This window comes from Inquilinus limosus, assembly GCF_051487185.1.
In the GTDB taxonomy this organism is placed as follows: Bacteria; Pseudomonadota; Alphaproteobacteria; order DSM-16000; family Inquilinaceae; genus Inquilinus; species Inquilinus limosus_F.
On record NZ_JAHVDK010000017.1, the window covers coordinates 83806 to 100169 of the forward strand.

The window sequence follows — 16364 nt, forward strand, 5'->3', positions numbered from 1 at the left end:
CAGAGCGGCGATCGGATGTCCTCATCGCGACGCAACGCCGTGCTGGCCATCGTCGCCGGCAGCCTGCTGATGACGGCCGCGCCGGCGAACCACCCCTCGGCGCCGGATCTGGCCGTCTCCTTCCCGCCGCTCGGCCCCGCCTTCCAGCCTGGTCCGGACATCCCGACCGACATCCCGCATTCGAGCGACCAGGCCTTCGCCGATCTGCTGGCCGCGGCCGAGAGCAGCCGCGATCCGCTGCAGATGAACAAGGGCGGCTATGCCGGGCTGTTCCAGCTCGGCGAATCGGCGGCGGCGATCGCCGGGATCTACGACCCGGGCGAGCCGCTGACGCCGGAGGACACACGCAACCGCTGGCGCGGCACCTTCCACATCCCGGGCTATCCCGAGGTCCGGTCGATCGGCGACTTCCTGGACACCCCGGCGGCTCAGGTGGCAGCCTTCCGCCTTCATCTCGACCATCTCGACCGCGAGATCGCGCAGCGCGGCCTGAACCGGCGCATCGGCGGCTACGTCGCCGGGGTGCCGATCACCTGGGACGGGCTGCGCGCCATGATGCATCTGGGCGGGCCGGACGGGACCGAGCGCTTCATCGCCACCGGCGGCAGCTACGATCCGGCCGACGACAACGGGGTGCGGATCAGCGACTACGGCCGCCGCTTCGCCGGCGTCACCGCCATCGAGCCGACCCGGCCGGCGGTCGTCCCGACCGTGGCGACGCCCCTGGCCGCTTCCGCCCCGGCCGGCCCGGCCGCGGTGACCCCGACCCTGGTCGCGACCACGCCGTCGCCGCGCCGCCGTCCCCTGGAACGACGAAGGGGCGCCCGAGGGCGCCCCTTGCCGAACAGAAGACCCGAGGACCGGATCAGCGCTTGGAGAACTGGAAGCTGCGGCGGGCGCCGGCCTTGCCGTACTTCTTGCGCTCGACCACGCGCGGGTCGCGGGTGAGGAAGCCGTGGGCCTTGAGCGCGGCGCGCAGGCCGGGCTCGTAGTTCACCAGCGCACGGCTGAGGCCGTGGCGGACCGCGCCGGCCTGGCCGGAGAGGCCGCCGCCGGTGACGGTGCAGACGACGTCGAACTGGTTGGCCCGGTCGCACACCAGGAACGGCTGCTGCAGCAGCATGCGCAGCACCGGACGGGCGAAATAGACCTCCTGGTCGCGGCCGTTGACGGTGATCTTGCCGGTGCCGGGCTTGACCCAGACACGGGCGACCGCGTCCTTGCGGCGGCCGGTGCCGTAGGAACGGCCTTGGGCGTCGCGCTTCGGCTCCACCGGTACGGCCTCGGCCGCGGCGGTGCCTTCGAGGGTCGGCTTCAGATCGGAGAGGGACTGCAGATCGGCCACGGCCTTACCTCTTGTTCTTCGGATTCATGGCGGCGACGTCCAGCACCTCGGGCTGCTGCGCCTCGTGCGGATGCGTCGGGCCGGCATAGACCTTGAGGTTGCCCATGACCTTGCGGCCGAGCGGGCCGCGGGTGATCATGCGCTCCACCGCCTTCTCGATCACGCGCTCCGGATGGGCGCCGTCGAGGATCGCGCCTTTCGACCGGCCCTTGATGCCGCCCGGATAACCGGTGTGCCAGTAGAAGACGTCGTCCTGGCGCTTGTTGCCGGTCAGACGGACCTTCTCGGCGTTGACGACGATCACGTTGTCGCCGGTGTCGACGTGAGGGGTGAAGGTGGTCTTGTGCTTGCCGCGAAGGCGCATCGCGATGATGCTGGCGAGCCGACCGAGAACGACGCCGTCGGCGTCGACCACGATCCACTTCTTCTCCACCTCGGCGGGCTTGGCGGAATATGTCTTCATGACGGGCCCTTGATCGAGGGTCGGGAACGGATGCCGACGGGCGCCCCTGGCAGGGGTCCCGGCGAGACGCGGCTGTCTACGCGCCAAACCCGTCGGCGTCAACGGAAAAAAGCAACGGAACGACAGCGGCTTAGCGGAACGGTATTTTGATACCCTCGCTGTAATCCGCAGTATCGCTGGCGTTCAGCACCATGCCGATATTCACGCCGCCGCAAAGCCCTGCATCACCAGCCGGACCAGATCGGCCTGGCGATGGGTGCCGGTCTTCTCGAAAACGGCCTTGAGATAGCCGCGGATGGTGTTGACGCCGATGCCCCATTCCTCCGCCAGGGCGCCGACCGTCGCGCCGGAGGCGAGCCGCGCGGTCACCTCCGCCTCCCGCGGCGTCAGCCCGTAGGCGGCGATCAGAGCACGCTCGTCGATCGATCGGGGCGAATCCGGCGCCGCGACGAAGATCACCGCCCGCGCCGGACCGCACCGCCCGTCCACCGGATCGACCGCGGTCACCGGAGCAACCGTCAGCACCAGGGGGGCGCCGCCCTCTGGATCCGACAGGCACAGCCGGGCCGAGGCGGCGACTGCGGAGCGAGACAAAGCGGCGTCGGCTGGCCGCGCCAGGATCGCGGACATCGCGGCCACCATCTGGCGCAGCAGGTTGGCCTCGGCGGGCAGCGCCGCCGCGACGCCCGACGAGGACAGGCGCAGGCCGCGATGCCGTCGCGCGATCTCCGCCGCGCGCCGGTTGATGAAATGCGGCCGGCATTCGGCATCGACCAGGATGACGCCGCTGTCCAGTGCTTCCAGAACCGACCGGCTCTCCGCCACCAGCAGATCGTTGGCCGCAAGCCGCTGGCGCAGGCGCTGCGCCGCCGCGAAATGCGGCATCACGAGCTGCAGCGTCTTCAGTTCCACCGGCGCGAAGTCCCGGACCCCAGGCGGCCGGCAGACGGCGACGTATCTCGACCGCGTCCGGCCGTGCCAGGCGAAGACGCCGGCACGGAAGCCGTTCATCGGCCGAACGATCTCATTGTACATCTCGCTCCGCAGGAAGTCGGCATCGGTCACCATGCTGGACGACGCCACCACCTGTCGGGCGGGGATGGCGCGAAACCACGCATCCACCGCGCCGCCGCCACCCGCCGCCTCGGCCAGGCGGTCGAGAGGACCGCGGTCGACGCCGACACCGAGCCCGTTGGCCGGGCGCCCCGCTTCCTGGGTCAGGAGCACCGCATGGTCGGCCCCGACAAGGCCGCGTATAGCTTCCAGCCCGTCCGCCCACCCATCCGGCCGCAGGGCCGCATCATAGATCCGCTCGACAGCGCCAAATACCGCCTCGGCCAACATGCTCGTCTCGAATGCCCCCCAAATGAAGGGGCCTACAAGACGAGCGGAACATGGCAATCCTCGGGTCCACATTGTGGCCGATCTGCCATAACCGCGCTGGGGGTTAGGCGCGCGGCGGGATCGAATAGGTGCCGGTGGCGTGGGCCACCGGCTCCGCCTCGCCTTCGGAGAACAGCAGCACCTCGCCATAGGCCAGCCGCTTGCCGAGCTTGAGCAGGCGCGCCTCGGCGACCACCGGCGCCAAGGCCGGGCGGCGCAGGAAGTTGATCGTGATCGAGGTGGTGACCGCCAGCTCGACCTGGCCGATCCGGCTGAGCACCGCGGCGTAGAGCGCGACGTCGGCCAGGCCGAACAGGGCCGGACCGGTGATGGTGCCGCCCGGCCGCACGAAATCCTCGCGGCAGGGCATCAGCAGTGTCGCCGTGCCGGCGCCCAGCGCCGTGACCGTGACGCCGAAGGCGCCGATCAGCGGCACGCCCTCGCGGATGATTGCCTCCATCGTCTCGGCCTCGATCGCCGGCTGCATGCCGCCCTCCCTGTGTTCATTGCTGCCAGTAGGGCGGCGCATGCCGGATCCCGCAAGGGCCTGTTTCGTCCGGACGGCATCGCGGTAGAGTGCGGGCAACGACCGGATCCGAGGAACCGCCATGTCCGCCGACCCGCTGCCCGCCGCCCCGGCGGAGGACGTGCCGCTGCTGCGGCGCGACACCGATGGCATCGCCGTGCTGACCCTGAACCGCCCGGCGGCGCGCAACGCCCTGTCGATGGCCCTGATGCTGGCGCTGGAGACCGAGCTGCAGGCGATCCGCCAGGACGACTCTGTCAAGATCGTGGTGTTGGCCGCCGCCGGCCCGGCCTTCTGCGCCGGCCACGACCTGAAGGAGCTGCGCGCCGACCCCAGCCGCGAGCATTACGAGCGCGTCTTCGCCCAGTGCTCGGCCCTGATGCTGGCGATCACCCGCCTACCCAAGCCGGTCATCGCCCAGGTGCAGGGCATGGCGACCGCCGCCGGCTGCCAGCTGGTCGCCACCTGCGACCTGGCCGTTGCCGCAGCGGAGGCGCGCTTCGCCACGCCGGGGGTGAATATCGGCCTGTTCTGCTCCACCCCCATGGTCGCCCTGTCCCGCGCGGTCGGCCGCAAGCCGGCGATGGAGATGCTGCTGACCGGCGACGCCGTGACCGCGGAGCGGGCGCGCGAGCTGGGCCTGGTCAACCGGGTGGTTCCGGCCGACCGGCTGGAGGAGGAGACGCTGGCTCTGGCCCGGCAGATCGCGGCGAAGTCGCCGCTGACCCTCGCCATCGGCAAGGAGGCCTTCTACGAGCAGGCGGAGATGGGGCTGCAGAGCGCCTATGAATATGCGAGCGAGGTGATGGTGCGGAACATGCTGGCCCGCGACGCCGAGGAGGGTATTGACGCCTTCCTGGAGAAGCGTCCGCCCGTCTGGCAGGGGTGCTGACGCCGAAATGGATCATGATCGCTACGACGACGCCTATCTTCGCGGCATCCTGCGCGAGGTGAAGACCATCGCCATGGTCGGAGCCAGCCCGAACTGGAACCGGCCCAGCTACTTCGCCATGACCTACCTCCAGGGCAAGGGCTACCGCGTCATCCCGGTCAATCCCGGCGCGGCCGGCCAGACCATCCTGAAGGAGCCCGTCTATGCCCGGCTGGCCGAGGTGCCGCAGCCGGTCGACATGGTCGACATCTTCCGCAACAGCGAGGCTGCGGCCGGGATCGTGGACGAGGCGCTGGCCCTGCCGGTGCGGCCCAAGATCATCTGGATGCAGCTCGGCGTGCGCAACGATGCCGCCGCGGCCAAGGCGGAGGCCGCCGGCATCCGGGTGGTGATGAACCGCTGCCCGAAGATCGAATGGGCGCGGCTGAACGGCGAGCTGAGCTGGATGGGCACCTCGTCGCGCGTGATTTCGTCGAAAATTCAGCGAAAAGGGTGAGGACAATGTCCGACAGCAGCAGCGGCCCGGGCTTCGAGACGCTGGCGATCCATGCCGGGGCGCGGCCGGACCCGGCCACCGGCGCACGGCAGACGCCGATCTACCAGACCACCTCCTACGTCTTCGAGGATGTCGACCACGCCGCCTCGCTGTTCAACCTGCAGAAGCTGGGCTTCATCTACAGCCGGCTGACCAACCCGACCGTGTCGGTGCTGGAGGAGCGGATGGCCTCGCTGGAAGGCGGTGTCGGCGCGGTCGCGACCGCCTCCGGCCACGCCGCCCAGCTCCTCGCCCTGTTTCCGTTCATGGAGCCGGGGGCCGAGATCGTCGCCGCCAACAAGCTCTATGGCGGCTCGATCAACCAGCTCGGCAACAGCTTCAAGCGCGCCTTCGGTTGGACCACCCATTTCGTCGACGCCGACGACCCGGAGAACATCCGCCGCGCCGCCAACGACAAGACCCGAGCCATCTTCGTCGAAAGCCTGGCCAACCCGGGCGGCGTGGTCAGCGACCTGGAGGCGATCGCGCAGGTGGCGCGCGACCTCGGCGTGCCGCTGATCGTCGACAACACCATGGCGACGCCCTATCTGTGCCGGCCGATCGAATACGGCGCTGACATCATCGTCCACTCCACCACCAAGTTCCTGTCCGGCAACGGCACCTCGATCGGCGGCGTGGTTGTGGATTCCGGCCGCTTCAACTGGGCGGGCTCCGACAAGTTCAAGGGCCTGACCGGAGAGGAGCCGGGCTATCACGGCCTGCGCTTCTACGAGACCTTCGGCGACCTGGCCTATACCTTCTACGGCCACGCCGTCGGCCTGCGCGACCTCGGCGTCAACCAGCAGCCGCTGAACGCCTTCCTCACCCTGCTCGGCATCGAGACGCTGTCGCTGCGCATCGAGCGGCATGTCGAGAACGCGCAGAAGGTGGCGGAATTCCTGTCCACCCACCCGGCGGTGGAATGGGTGAACTACGCCGGCCTGCCGTCGTCGAAGTACCACGCCCTGGCGAAAAAGTACCTGCCGCGCGGCGCCGGCGCGGTCTTTACCTTCGGCGTCAAGGGCGGCTACGACGCCGGGGTGAAGGTGGTGGAAGGCGTGGAGCTGCTGAGCCACCTCGCCAATATCGGCGACGCCCGGTCGCTGATCATCCACCCGGCCTCGACCACCCATCGTCAGCTCACGGAAGAGGCGCTGCGCGCCGCCGGCGCCGGGCCGGAGGTGATCCGCCTGTCGATCGGCCTGGAATCGGTCGGCGACATCATCGCCGATCTCGACCAGGCGCTGCGCGCGGCGACGGCTGCTTGACCCGACACGCAGGCTGGGGCTTCGCCGCGCCCCAGCCTGTGCACGAGGCTCTTTACTTTTCATCCTCAAGAAATATAGGCTGGACCAGAACTGAATTCTGCTCGGTTCATAGATCCGTTAGTTTGAAATTAGGGAATAGGGATGAAGAAATTTCTATCCGTGCTTGCCGCCGCGGCAAGCATGAGCGCCTGTTCGTCGATCATCGAGGGCACCTCCCAGGAAGTCGCGGTCAATACCAACCCGGCCGGCGCCGTATGCCGACTTGAGCGGGAAGGCACGGTCATCGCGACCATTCCGGCGACGCCGGCGGCCGCGACCATCCGTAAGACCAAGCACGACATCACGATTTCTTGCGACAAGCCGGGATATCAGACGGCGACTTTCCTGAACAAATCGGATGTGGCCGGCGCGACCGTCGGCAATGTCATCCTGGGTGGCGGCATCGGCTGGGCGATCGATTCCGCCAGTGGCGCCGACAACAAATACACGTCGCCGGTCAACATCACCCTGGTGCCCGCGGTTGCCGGCGCGCCGGCGACGTCCCACCCGAACACCACCGCCCCGGCGCTGCAGATGAAGCCGGTCGGTTCCTGACCGAGCTCCGCTACGGAGCGCCGGCTCCCTCGAGGAGCCGGCGCTCGCGGGTGAAGATCGCGGTGATCGCGTCCATCGCCAGCCGCAGCCGGGGCGATCGCCGCAGATCCTCGTGGATGCCGATCCAGATCTCGCGGCTGGCGACGTCGTCGTGGTCGACCTCGACACAGGAGAGCCCGTCATCGGCTTCGCCTATGAAGCAGGGCAAGGCGGCGATGCCGGTGCCAGCGCGGGCAGCCTGGAGCAGCGTCGTCATGTCGTTGCTGCGCAGCACCAGCGGTCGTGGCCCGGCATAGGCCAGCATCCAGCGATGCTGCGGCAGCTCGCCCGAGGATTCGTCGTCGCCCAGGAACACCCAGTCCTCTGGCCGCCGGCCCTCCAGATAGGATGGCGCGGCGTAGAGGCCGAAGGCCATGGTGCCGACGCGGCGGGCCACGGCGCCGTGCTCCGTCGGCCGCGACAGGCGCAGCACCAGGTCCGCCTCGCGCTGGCCGAGCATCGCCGCCCGCTTCTCCCCGATCAGGGTCAGAACGATGCCGGGATGGGCGGCCAGGAACGGCCCCAGCCGCGGCGCCACGAAGTGGTTGGCGAGGAAGGGTGGGGCCGAGACCGCAACCGGGCCGGCGACGCCGCTGCCGCCGGCGGCGCGGCGGGCGAAAGCCAGCGCCTCCTCCTCCAGCCGGGCCGCGTCGTCGACCAGGCGCTCGCCCTCCGCGGTCAGGCGCCAGCCGCGCGGCAGCCGGTCGAACAGCCTGGTGCCCAGCGCGGCCTCCAGCGCGTCGACCCGGCGGGCGACGGTGGTGTGCTCGACGCCCAAGTGGCGCGAGGCTGCCGATAAGGACCCGGCCCGCGCCAGGGCAAGGAAGTAGCGGACATCACCCCATTCCATCCGTGCATCATTGCACGGACCGCGTGCGATCTCCCGGAATTCCGAACGGATCCTCGCAGTGCCATCTTCGGCGCATCGGAACCGAGGAGGCCGCATGTCCCCGATCACCACCCGCGCCATCCGCCTGCACGCGACCGGCGGGCCGGAGGCGCTGTCGATCGACACCGTCGCCCTGGCCGAGCCCGGGCCGGGCGAGATCCTGGTCCGGCAGCGCTTCGCCGGGGTCAATTTCGTCGACATCTATCACCGCACCGGGCTGTACGGTCAGCCGGCCCTGCCGGCGGGCCTGGGCGTGGAGGGCGCCGGCACGGTCGAGCGGGTCGGGCCGGGTGTCGATCATCTCCGCGAGGGCGACCGAATCGCCTATGCCGGGCTGCCCGCCGGCAGCTATGCCGAACGCCGCCTTCTGCCCGCCGAGCGCGCCATCCGGCTGCCCGACGGCATCGGCTTCGACACCGCCGCGGCGGTGCTGGTGCGTGGCCTGACTGCCCATATGCTGTTCGAGCGGGTGCGGCCGCTGCGCCCTGGCGAGGTGGTGCTGATCCAGGCCGCGGCCGGAGGCCTCGGCGTGATCGCGGCGCAGTGGGCCAAGCGGCGCGGCGCCACCGTGATCGGCACGGTCGGCGACGCCCGCAAGGCCGAGCTGGCCAAGGCGCACGGCGTCGACCATGCCATCCTGTATCGCGAGACCGACTTCGTCGCCGCGGTGCGCGAGGCGACCGGCGGGCGCGGTGCCGACATGGCGATCGACGGGATCGGCGGCGGGACGCTGCTGAAGACCTTCGACGCCATGGCGCCCTACGGCCTGATCGCCAGCGTGGGCCAGGTCGGCGGCAGCCTGCCGAAGATCGACCTCAACGAGCTGGGGCCGGTGCGGTCGATCGCCCTCGCCCGTCCGAGCGTGCTGCGCCACCACCTGCCCGACCCGGTGGTCTATCCCCGCGCCGCGGCCGAGGTGCTGACGGAGGTCGAGGCCGGGCTGCGGCCGCTGATCGGCGCCGTCCACCCCCTGGCCGAGGCCGCCGAGGCCCACCGGGCGCTGGAGGCGGGGAAAACCACCGGCTCCGTCCTGCTGGAGATCTAGGATGTCAACGCGATCGGCCCGCTACTTCTCCTGCAGCCCGGCCTTACGCAAATCATCGAGATAGGCTGTCAGGAGCGGCTCCTTCAACTGCGGCTGCTTTTTGGACGGCCAGACCGCCTCGTCTCTGATCGTATACCCAGGATTCTCCTTCATGAATTTGGCAATGATGGCACGAGCTTCGTCGAGCTTGCCAAGACGAACCCAAGCTGCCGCGAGATATAGCGTCCACGGCTTTTGCATTTTCTCGAACTCGGCCACCGCGTCGGCCGGCCGGCCAGCCAAGTAGTACGCAGACGCCAGATTTCCGATGTACCAATCTGGTCCCTTGGGATCTTGGCGTATAACCTCCTCAAGCCAGTCGATGGCCTGATCCGGCTTCCCTGCATTTGCGAGCATGCCTGCAAGGTCGGCCCGGGAAAACGGGTCATTGGGGACCATCTGGATCGCGGTCTCGGCCTCGATCACCGAACGCTCGAAATTCCCATCGTGCCACTGGTACAGCGTTGCCATGAGCCAGTGGGACAACCAGGTCTCGAGCCGCGACTTATCTTCAGCGGCTTCGGCTTCCTTGGCGAGCTTCCAGGCCAACTCTATGTCGCGCTGTACGTCCTCGCTCCGGTCGCTGGCAATGTCTTGCTGGTAAGTCCATGCCAGCTTCAGCCGCAGAAGCGAAGAATCCGGGAATTTCGCCAGTCCTTCCTGCCAGATCTTCCGTGCCTGCGCGTTGCCATCGGCGGTGAAATGGAAGAAGAGTTGATGACCGCGCAGATAGTAGTCATATTCCTCAAGGCTGGGCGCCGATTTTTGCCAAGCTCTTCCCTGTTCCTGTTTTCTGATCTCGCCCCTGAGCCCGGCGAGTGAAGCATAGATCTTATTTGCAACCTCTTCCTGCAGGGCGACCACGTTATCCCCCGCTTCGTCGTAGCTATTGACCCATATGTGATCGCCTGTGGTGGCATCGACGAGCTGAGCCGTGACGCGAATCTTGTCAGCTGCCTTCCTGACACTGCCTTCAAGCACATAGCTGACGTCGAGATCCTGGGCGACCTGCTGGACCTTCACCGGCTTGTCGTAGATGAAGCTCGACATGCGGGACACGACGCGAATGGTCGGGAATGTCGACAGCACAGTGATGATCTGTTCTGCAACCCCGGGACCAAGATAATCCTGGGCCGGGTCACCGCTCATATTGGCAAACGGCAGAACGGCGATCGACGGCACGCCCGATGCCGCGACTGACAACGGCGCCGGCCGCAGGACGCCGAACCAGGCTCCGGCCCCCATCCCCAGCGCAAGCAGGATCATTGCCACCGCAACGAGCCTGGGACGTCGCACCGCTGCAAATTGCCGGCTCCAGCGCTGAGCAGGGGAGGATCTGCCGTCCAGCTTGACCCGATAGGCCAGCACCGGCTCGGCGATATTCTTGAGGTGCTGCTCTCCCATCGGCTCGAAGCCGAAGGCGAGCTTCTTCTCGACCTCCTTCGAAACCTTTTCCGACACGCAGATCCCACCGGCATCAGCCAATTGCTGCAGCCGGGCGGCGATGTTGACCCCTTCGCCGTAACGATCGTCGCCTTCAACGATCACCTCGCCCAGATTGATGCCGATGCGGACCTGGATGCGCCGATCCTCCTCGACCGAGGCATTGCGTTCAGCCATGCTGCGCTGCAGCACGACAGCGCACTCCACGGCATCCACGACGCTGCTGAACTCGGCCAGCAGGCCATCGCCCATGAGCTTGAAGACGTGCCCATGGTGCCTGACAATCTCCGGTTCGAAGAGCTCCTTGCGATGAGCTCTGAGCCGATTGAACGTCCCCGCCTCGTCTCGTTCCATCAGGGCGGAGTAGCCGACCACGTCGGCCGCGAGAATTGCCGCAAGCTTGCGCTCCATGGCGCCTAGCCCTCCCGGCGGCGAAAGATTATCGCTTCGCTATGGTACGCCCCCTCTCGCCTGCTTGCAGCCGCGAAGTCATCGGCGTGACGCGTCTCTTGAAGCGTTATCGGATGTGCGGGCTATCGGGTACCTCGACAGGACCGGAATTTCCGGTAGCGGCGGTCAGCCAACCTGCTCGACGCTCAGGCTCCCCGCCGGCAGTGGCTTCAGCAGGGCCTTCGCCGAGATCGAGGGGTCGAGCCAGGCCGCCCAATCGGCGCGGTCCAGGATGGCGACCTGGCGATCGTGATAGGGCGCGATATCCGGGCCGGGGGCCGTGGTGAGCATGGTGAAGGCCTCGCCGACCTCCGGGGCGGTTCTCCAGAGCCCGGCCATGCAGAACCATGGCTCCCCTACCCTCGTGAACAGCCACTTGTCCTTCCGCTTCTTCGTGCGGTCCGCCGGGTCAGTGAACTCGTAGAAGCCGTCGGCGATGATCAGGCAGCGGCCGGCAGCGAACTCGCGGCCGTCGGATCGGAAATTGTAGACGGGCCTGCCCCCAGGCCCCGGCCAGCTCCAGCGCCGCTGGACCAGGTCGCCCGCCCCGCGTTCGCCTTCGATCATGCGTAGGATCGGCGCGGAATCGGTGATCTTGATGCTGTCCCTGGCCTCGATGTTGGGCGCCCCCTCGGAGAATCGAGCTTCGATGCTCACGGCCGCGAGATCCTGCACGATCGTCGCAGTGTCCATCTTCAAGCTGTACTCGTTGCACATTCGCTGGTCTCCCCGGCCGCGTTCAGGTTCCGTCCGGCAGCTGGTCCACCCGCTCCTTGAGCCTGGCCAGGAAGGTCACCAGCGCCTCCTGCGGGTCCTCGGACGCCTCGCTCAGCACGGTGATGCCCCATTGGGCGAGCACCGCCTCCTGCACCGGGTTGGCGCGCGCCATGAACACGAACGAGCGTGGCCGGTCCTGCTCGTAACCGGAACTGCGCCAAGTCTGCCACAGCCGGTGCAGCAGCATGCGGATGTTCATGTCGGACATGCTGTAGCCGACGAACAGCACCGTCTTGCCGAGCGCGTCCGCCCGAAGCTTCACGTCGAGCGGGCTGTCGAAGGCGAGCCGGTTGAAATAGTCCGCCTCGGTGATCACCAGCGAACCGTCGTCGTCGAAGTCGCCGTGGAACTTGACGATCTGCGGCACACCGTCCCGCGCCCGCGCGATGTCGCGGACATTGGCGATCTTCACGAAATCCCGCCCGTGGATCTCGTAGGCGACCTCCATATTGCGGTCGTAGTTCGTCGTGTAGACGAGCGGAAAATCGAGCGAGACGATCAACTCGTGCAGCTTCGAGCCGCGCACCTTCTCCGCGGAGACGTGCCAGGCTCGGTCCATCCAGCTTCTCAACGGTCCGATGCTGCCATTCTTCAGACGGTAGTATTCCGCCAGGATCTGGTAGCTGTTCTGGAAGTTCTCGAACTCCTCGGAGTCGATCTCCAGCTCCTGCATCATGTGAGCGATCAGCTTCTGCCAGGATGGCAGGCCGACGCTCATCGAGGCCCCCGCCCCGGCGAAGAGGATGGCACGTCTCTCCTTGATCGAGCGGGCCAGCTCCTCGATGGCGGAGGGCATCTCGCCCCGGCTGGGCAGATGTGACGGCACGTTGCGATCCAGGCCGATCGGCGGCAATTCGCGCCACCTCTCGTTCAATCCGGCCAGGCGGCACGCGGTTCCGATAGCCTGAGCCGGGACAGCCGTAGCGTCGGGTTCGCGTCCGCAAACCCGACGCGTCTCATTCAGCCGAAGCCGTACAACCGCGCTGGATTGTGCGCGAGAACCGCGTCGCGCTGCCCCCTCGCCTCCTTGAGCCGCGCGAGCTCGCCTGACACAGCAGGGCGGTGAGCAGCGGGTCAGCCGTCGGCATGCAGGACCTTTCCCTTGATCTCGGGCAGGATCAGCACGGCGATGAACCCGGCGGATCGGCGCGCCAGTGCGGCCCTCAGGCCTCGGCGTCGCCCTGGCGTTCGGGGGCCGCCTCGGCGAAGGCCGGCAGCGCCAGCGCACGCTCTTCGATCCCCAGCAGCGTCGGATAGGGGTTCAGGTCGCAGTCGAAGCGGCGGGCGTTGTAGAGCTGCGGGATCAGGCAGCAATCGGCGACGGTGGGCGTCGAGTCATGGCAGAAGGCGCCGGTCTGGGGCGACCGGGACAGCATCGACTCCAGCGCGCCGAGCCCCTCCGCCACCCAGTGGCGGTACCATTCCTCGATCGTCGGCTCGTTGTGACCGAGCGGCGTCCGCAGATAGCGCAGCACGCGCAGATTGTTGATCGGGTGGATGTCGCAGGCGATCGCCAGCGCGATCGACCGCACCCGGGCGCGGCCCGCCGGATCCGGCGGCAGCAGCGGCGGGTTGGGATACACCTCCTCGAGATATTCGATGATCGCGAGCGACTGGGTGATCACCGGCCCATCGGCCTCCAGCGCCGGCACCAGCTTCTGCGGGTTCAGCGAGCGGTAGGGCTCGGCCGCGTGCTCGCCCCGGCGCAGATGGTGGAACACCGACTCGTAGTCGAGCCCCTTCAGCGCCATGGCGATGCGGACCCGATAGGCCGCCGAGGAACGGAAATAGGTGTGCAGCTTCATGGCTTGGGTCAGCTTTCCCCGCGTGCTACCAGCGAGTCCACATAGCCCGAAGCGGAGCCTCTTGCCATGTCCTCGTCACGACCGGACTCGCCGCGCCCCACCGTCGTCTTCGACATCGGCGCCGTCCTGCTCGAGTGGAACCCGCGGCATCTCTATCGCAAGCTGTTCGCGGACGAGGCGGCGATGGAGCTGTTCCTGGCTGAAGTCTGCACCCATGACTGGAACCTGTCGATGGATGCCGGCACGCCCTTCGCCGAGGCAATCGCCGCGAAGGTCGCCGAGTTCCCGCACCACGAGCCGCTGATCCGCGCCTATGACGAGCGCTGGGAGGAGATGGTTCCCCATGTGATCGAGGGCACGGTCGAGATCCTGAAGGGGCTGAAGGACCGCGGCGACAAGGTCTATGCCATCACCAACTTCTCGGCCGAGAAATTCGCGCTGGCCATGGCGAAATGGCCGTTCCTGGGCTTGTTCGACGGCGTCATCGTCTCGGCCCATGAGAAGCTGCTGAAGCCGGATGCGCGGATCTACCGGCTGCTGGAGAGCCGCTTCGGCCTGAACCTCGCCGACTGCATCTTCATCGACGACAACCCCGGCAACGTCGCCGGCGCCCGCGCCGTCGGCATGCGCGCGATCCGCTTCGAATCGCCGGAGCAGCTGCACCGCGACCTCACGGAGATGGGGGCGCTGTAGGGAGGCTCCTTCCCTCGGCTCCATCCTTCCGTCATTGCGAGCGAAGCGAAGCAATCCAGGGCGGCTCGCTCTGGCTCCTGGATTGCTTCGTCGGCTTCGCCTCCTCGCAATGACGGTTTGAGGGGCAGCCGAACTCACTCCTTCAAACACATAAAGACATGTTTATGTCTTGCTGAGAGTTTGGTATCGTGCCTTCGTGTGATGCTGAGCGGGAGGCCGGAAGGTCGTGGAGCGTCTGCTGCAGGGGCTGAAGGCGGCGGCCGAGCCGACACGGCTTCGGATCCTGATGCTGTGCGCCCATGGCGACCTGTCGGTCACCGACCTGACGCAGATCCTGGGCCAGAGCCAGCCGCGCGTGTCGCGCCACCTGAAGCTGCTGACCGAGGCCGGCCTCCTGGACCGCTTCCGCGAGGGCACCTTCGCCTTCTTCCGGCTGGCGGAGAGCGGCGCGGTGGCCGAGCTGGCGCGCAGCCTGGTCGACCTGATCCCCGATACCGACGCCACGGTCGGGCTGGACCTGGAGCGGCTGGAGGCGGTCAAGCGCCAGCGCGCCGAGGCAGCCGCCGGCTACTTCCGCGACAACGCCTCGCATTGGGACGAGATCCGCACCCTGCACATCGCCGACAGCGCGGTCGAGCAGGCGATCGTCGACCTGCTGCCGCCGGGCGAGATCGGCGACCTGCTCGACCTCGGCACCGGCAGCGGTCGTATGCTGATCCTGCTGGGCGAGCGGGTGCGGCGCGCGGTCGGCATCGACCTGTCGCGCGAGATGCTGTCGGTGGCCCGCGCCAATATCGAGCGCGCCGGTCTGCAACGCCATTGCCAGGTGCGGCAGGGCGACCTGTACCAGCTGCCCCTGCCCGGCGAATCCTTCGACGTCGCCGTGCTGCACCACGTGCTGCACCATCTCGAGGACCCGGCCGCGGCGATCGCCGAGGCGGCGCGGGTGCTGCGCCCCGGCGGCCGGCTGATCGTCGCCGATTTCGCGCCGCACGATGTCGAGAGCCTGCGGACCGACCACGCCCATCGCTGGCTGGGCTTCCCCGACGACGTCTTCGCCCGCTGGCTGCAGCGGGCGGGCTTCGAGGCCGAACCGCCGGTGCATCTGCCCGGCGCGCCCCTGACCGTCACCATCTGGCCCGCCCGGCGGGTCGCGCAACGGAGAGCCGCGGCATGACGACCCCTTCCGCGACCGCCCCCCATTCGAGTGCGACAGCCGAAGCCGGCCGCCGCGACCCGATCGTCAGCTTCGAGTTCTTCCCGCCGAAGACCGAGGCGGCGGAGGCGACGCTGATGGAGACGGTGACGCGCCTGGCCCCGCTGGCGCCGGACTTCGTCTCGGTCACCTACGGCGCCGGCGGATCGACCCGCGACCGCACCTTCGGCATCGTCACGAAGATCCAGGACGGCAGCGGACTGCCCACCGCCTCGCACTTGACCTGCGTCGGCGCCTCACGCGAGGAGATCGACGGCGTCGCCCGCGCCCTGTGGGCCGCCGGCATCCGCCGCATCGTGGCGCTGCGCGGCGACCCGCCAGGCGGGTCGCCTTACGAGGTGCATCCGGACGGCTACGCCTATGCCGCCGACCTGGTGGCCGGGCTGCGCCGCATCGCGCCGTTCGACATCTCGGTCGCGGCCTATCCGGAGACGCATCCGCAGGCGCCCTCGCCCGAATTCGACCTGGACAACCTGAGGCGCAAGGCCGATGCCGGCGCCGACCGCGCCCTGACCCAGTTCTTCTTCGACACCGAATCCTTCCTGCGCTTCCGCGACCGCGCCGCCGCGGCCGGCATCCGCCTGCCGATCGTGCCCGGCATCCTGCCGATCACCAACTTCGCCCGGACCAAGGAATTCGCGAAAGCCTGCGGCGCCGCCATCCCGGACTGGCTGGAGATGCTGTTCGAAGGGCTGGACGAGACCCCGGACACGCGCCAGCTCGTCGCCGCCTCGGTCGCGGTCGAGCAGTGCCGGCAGCTGCAGTCGCACGGGGTGGAGGAATTCCACTTCTACACCCTGAACCGGGCCGAGCTGACGCTCGCGATCTGCCGCTTCCTCGGCATCCGCCCGCGCCGCGCCGAGGCCTGCGCCGCCTGAAGCGGGTCCGCCAAGCGGACCCGCCCTACTCCCGTCTCGGCTTGAACAGTTGCGCGCCGGTAGATACAATTGTTTGCATCTCAG

At 68.2% G+C, this 16364-nt stretch carries 18 protein-coding genes; 9 read left to right on the forward strand and 9 right to left on the reverse strand.

Annotated features, from left to right (window positions below):
* The first annotated feature begins 15 nt into the window (after positions 1-15).
* Positions 16-948 carry a hypothetical protein gene (locus KXR53_RS19895; protein ID WP_437377003.1) on the forward strand — a complete coding sequence of 311 codons (933 nt, stop codon included), beginning with the start codon at positions 16-18 and terminating at the stop codon, positions 946-948.
* Here KXR53_RS19895 and rpsI read toward each other — a convergent pair.
* The 4 genes from rpsI to KXR53_RS19915 form a co-directional block, all read right to left on the reverse strand.
* A complete protein-coding gene (rpsI, locus tag KXR53_RS19900) occupies positions 866-1345 on the reverse strand; it encodes a 30S ribosomal protein S9 (RefSeq protein WP_437377004.1) in 480 nt (159 codons plus the stop codon). The two genes, KXR53_RS19895 and rpsI, sit on opposite strands and share 83 nt — an antisense overlap.
* A 4-nt stretch (positions 1346-1349) precedes the next feature.
* Complete coding sequence (gene rplM / locus KXR53_RS19905) at positions 1350-1808, reverse strand: 50S ribosomal protein L13 (RefSeq protein WP_437377005.1); 459 nt, start codon at positions 1806-1808, stop codon at positions 1350-1352.
* A 201-nt stretch (positions 1809-2009) separates the two neighbouring features.
* Positions 2010-3152 carry a helix-turn-helix transcriptional regulator gene (locus KXR53_RS19910; RefSeq protein ID WP_437377006.1) on the reverse strand — a complete coding sequence of 381 codons (1143 nt, stop codon included), beginning with the start codon at positions 3150-3152 and terminating at the stop codon, positions 2010-2012.
* A gap of 103 nt (positions 3153-3255) precedes the next feature.
* Positions 3256-3678, reverse strand: coding sequence for a PaaI family thioesterase (locus KXR53_RS19915; RefSeq protein WP_437377007.1), 423 nt, complete (start codon positions 3676-3678; stop codon positions 3256-3258).
* Between the two features lie 121 nt (positions 3679-3799).
* Here KXR53_RS19915 and KXR53_RS19920 point away from each other — a divergent pair, with 121 nt between their 5' ends.
* The 4 genes from KXR53_RS19920 (at position 3800) to KXR53_RS19935 (ending at position 7006) form a co-directional block, all read left to right on the forward strand.
* Entirely contained in the window at positions 3800-4609 is an 810-nt protein-coding gene (locus KXR53_RS19920) for an enoyl-CoA hydratase (protein ID WP_437377008.1), read from the forward strand.
* Positions 4610-4616: 7 nt separating this feature from the next.
* A complete protein-coding gene (locus tag KXR53_RS19925) occupies positions 4617-5105 on the forward strand; it encodes a CoA-binding protein (protein ID WP_437377009.1) in 489 nt (162 codons plus the stop codon).
* Between the two features lie 5 nt (positions 5106-5110).
* Complete coding sequence (locus KXR53_RS19930) at positions 5111-6412, forward strand: O-acetylhomoserine aminocarboxypropyltransferase (RefSeq protein WP_437377010.1); 1302 nt, start codon at positions 5111-5113, stop codon at positions 6410-6412.
* Between the two features lie 141 nt (positions 6413-6553).
* Positions 6554-7006: a hypothetical protein gene (locus tag KXR53_RS19935; RefSeq protein ID WP_437377011.1), complete on the forward strand. Its 453-nt coding sequence runs from the start codon at positions 6554-6556 to the stop codon at positions 7004-7006.
* 10 nt (positions 7007-7016) lie between these two features.
* Here KXR53_RS19935 and KXR53_RS19940 read toward each other — a convergent pair whose 3' ends face one another.
* On the reverse strand, positions 7017-7895 hold the full coding sequence (locus tag KXR53_RS19940; protein WP_437377012.1) for a LysR family transcriptional regulator: 879 nt from the start codon (positions 7893-7895) through the stop codon (positions 7017-7019).
* A 94-nt stretch (positions 7896-7989) separates the two neighbouring features.
* Between KXR53_RS19940 and KXR53_RS19945 the strand changes: the two genes are divergently transcribed.
* Positions 7990-8979, forward strand: a complete 990-nt coding sequence (locus tag KXR53_RS19945; protein WP_437377013.1) for a quinone oxidoreductase family protein — start codon at positions 7990-7992, stop codon at positions 8977-8979.
* A gap of 21 nt (positions 8980-9000) precedes the next feature.
* Here KXR53_RS19945 and KXR53_RS19950 read toward each other — a convergent pair whose 3' ends face one another.
* From KXR53_RS19950 to maiA, 4 genes are all read right to left on the reverse strand, one after another.
* Complete coding sequence (locus KXR53_RS19950) at positions 9001-10872, reverse strand: adenylate/guanylate cyclase domain-containing protein (protein ID WP_437377014.1); 1872 nt, start codon at positions 10870-10872, stop codon at positions 9001-9003.
* Between the two features lie 165 nt (positions 10873-11037).
* The gene (locus KXR53_RS19955) at positions 11038-11628 is read right to left on the reverse strand and encodes an SOS response-associated peptidase (protein ID WP_437377015.1); all 591 of its coding nucleotides are present in this window, start codon (positions 11626-11628) and stop codon (positions 11038-11040) included.
* 22 nt (positions 11629-11650) lie between these two features.
* On the reverse strand, positions 11651-12514 hold the full coding sequence (locus KXR53_RS19960) for an SIR2 family NAD-dependent protein deacylase (RefSeq protein ID WP_437377016.1): 864 nt from the start codon (positions 12512-12514) through the stop codon (positions 11651-11653).
* A 337-nt stretch (positions 12515-12851) separates the two neighbouring features.
* Positions 12852-13493, reverse strand: coding sequence for a maleylacetoacetate isomerase (gene maiA / locus KXR53_RS19965; protein ID WP_437377017.1), 642 nt, complete (start codon positions 13491-13493; stop codon positions 12852-12854).
* A 66-nt stretch (positions 13494-13559) separates the two neighbouring features.
* Between maiA and KXR53_RS19970 the strand changes: the two genes are divergently transcribed.
* From KXR53_RS19970 to metF, 3 genes are all read left to right on the forward strand, one after another.
* Positions 13560-14186: an HAD family hydrolase gene (locus tag KXR53_RS19970; RefSeq protein ID WP_437377018.1), complete on the forward strand. Its 627-nt coding sequence runs from the start codon at positions 13560-13562 to the stop codon at positions 14184-14186.
* Positions 14187-14412: 226 nt separating this feature from the next.
* The gene (locus tag KXR53_RS19975) at positions 14413-15363 is read left to right on the forward strand and encodes an ArsR/SmtB family transcription factor (protein WP_437377019.1); all 951 of its coding nucleotides are present in this window, start codon (positions 14413-14415) and stop codon (positions 15361-15363) included.
* Positions 15360-16280: a methylenetetrahydrofolate reductase [NAD(P)H] gene (gene metF, locus KXR53_RS19980; protein ID WP_437377020.1), complete on the forward strand. Its 921-nt coding sequence runs from the start codon at positions 15360-15362 to the stop codon at positions 16278-16280. Before KXR53_RS19975 ends, metF begins: the two co-directional genes overlap by 4 nt.
* Positions 16281-16364 lie beyond the last annotated feature (84 nt).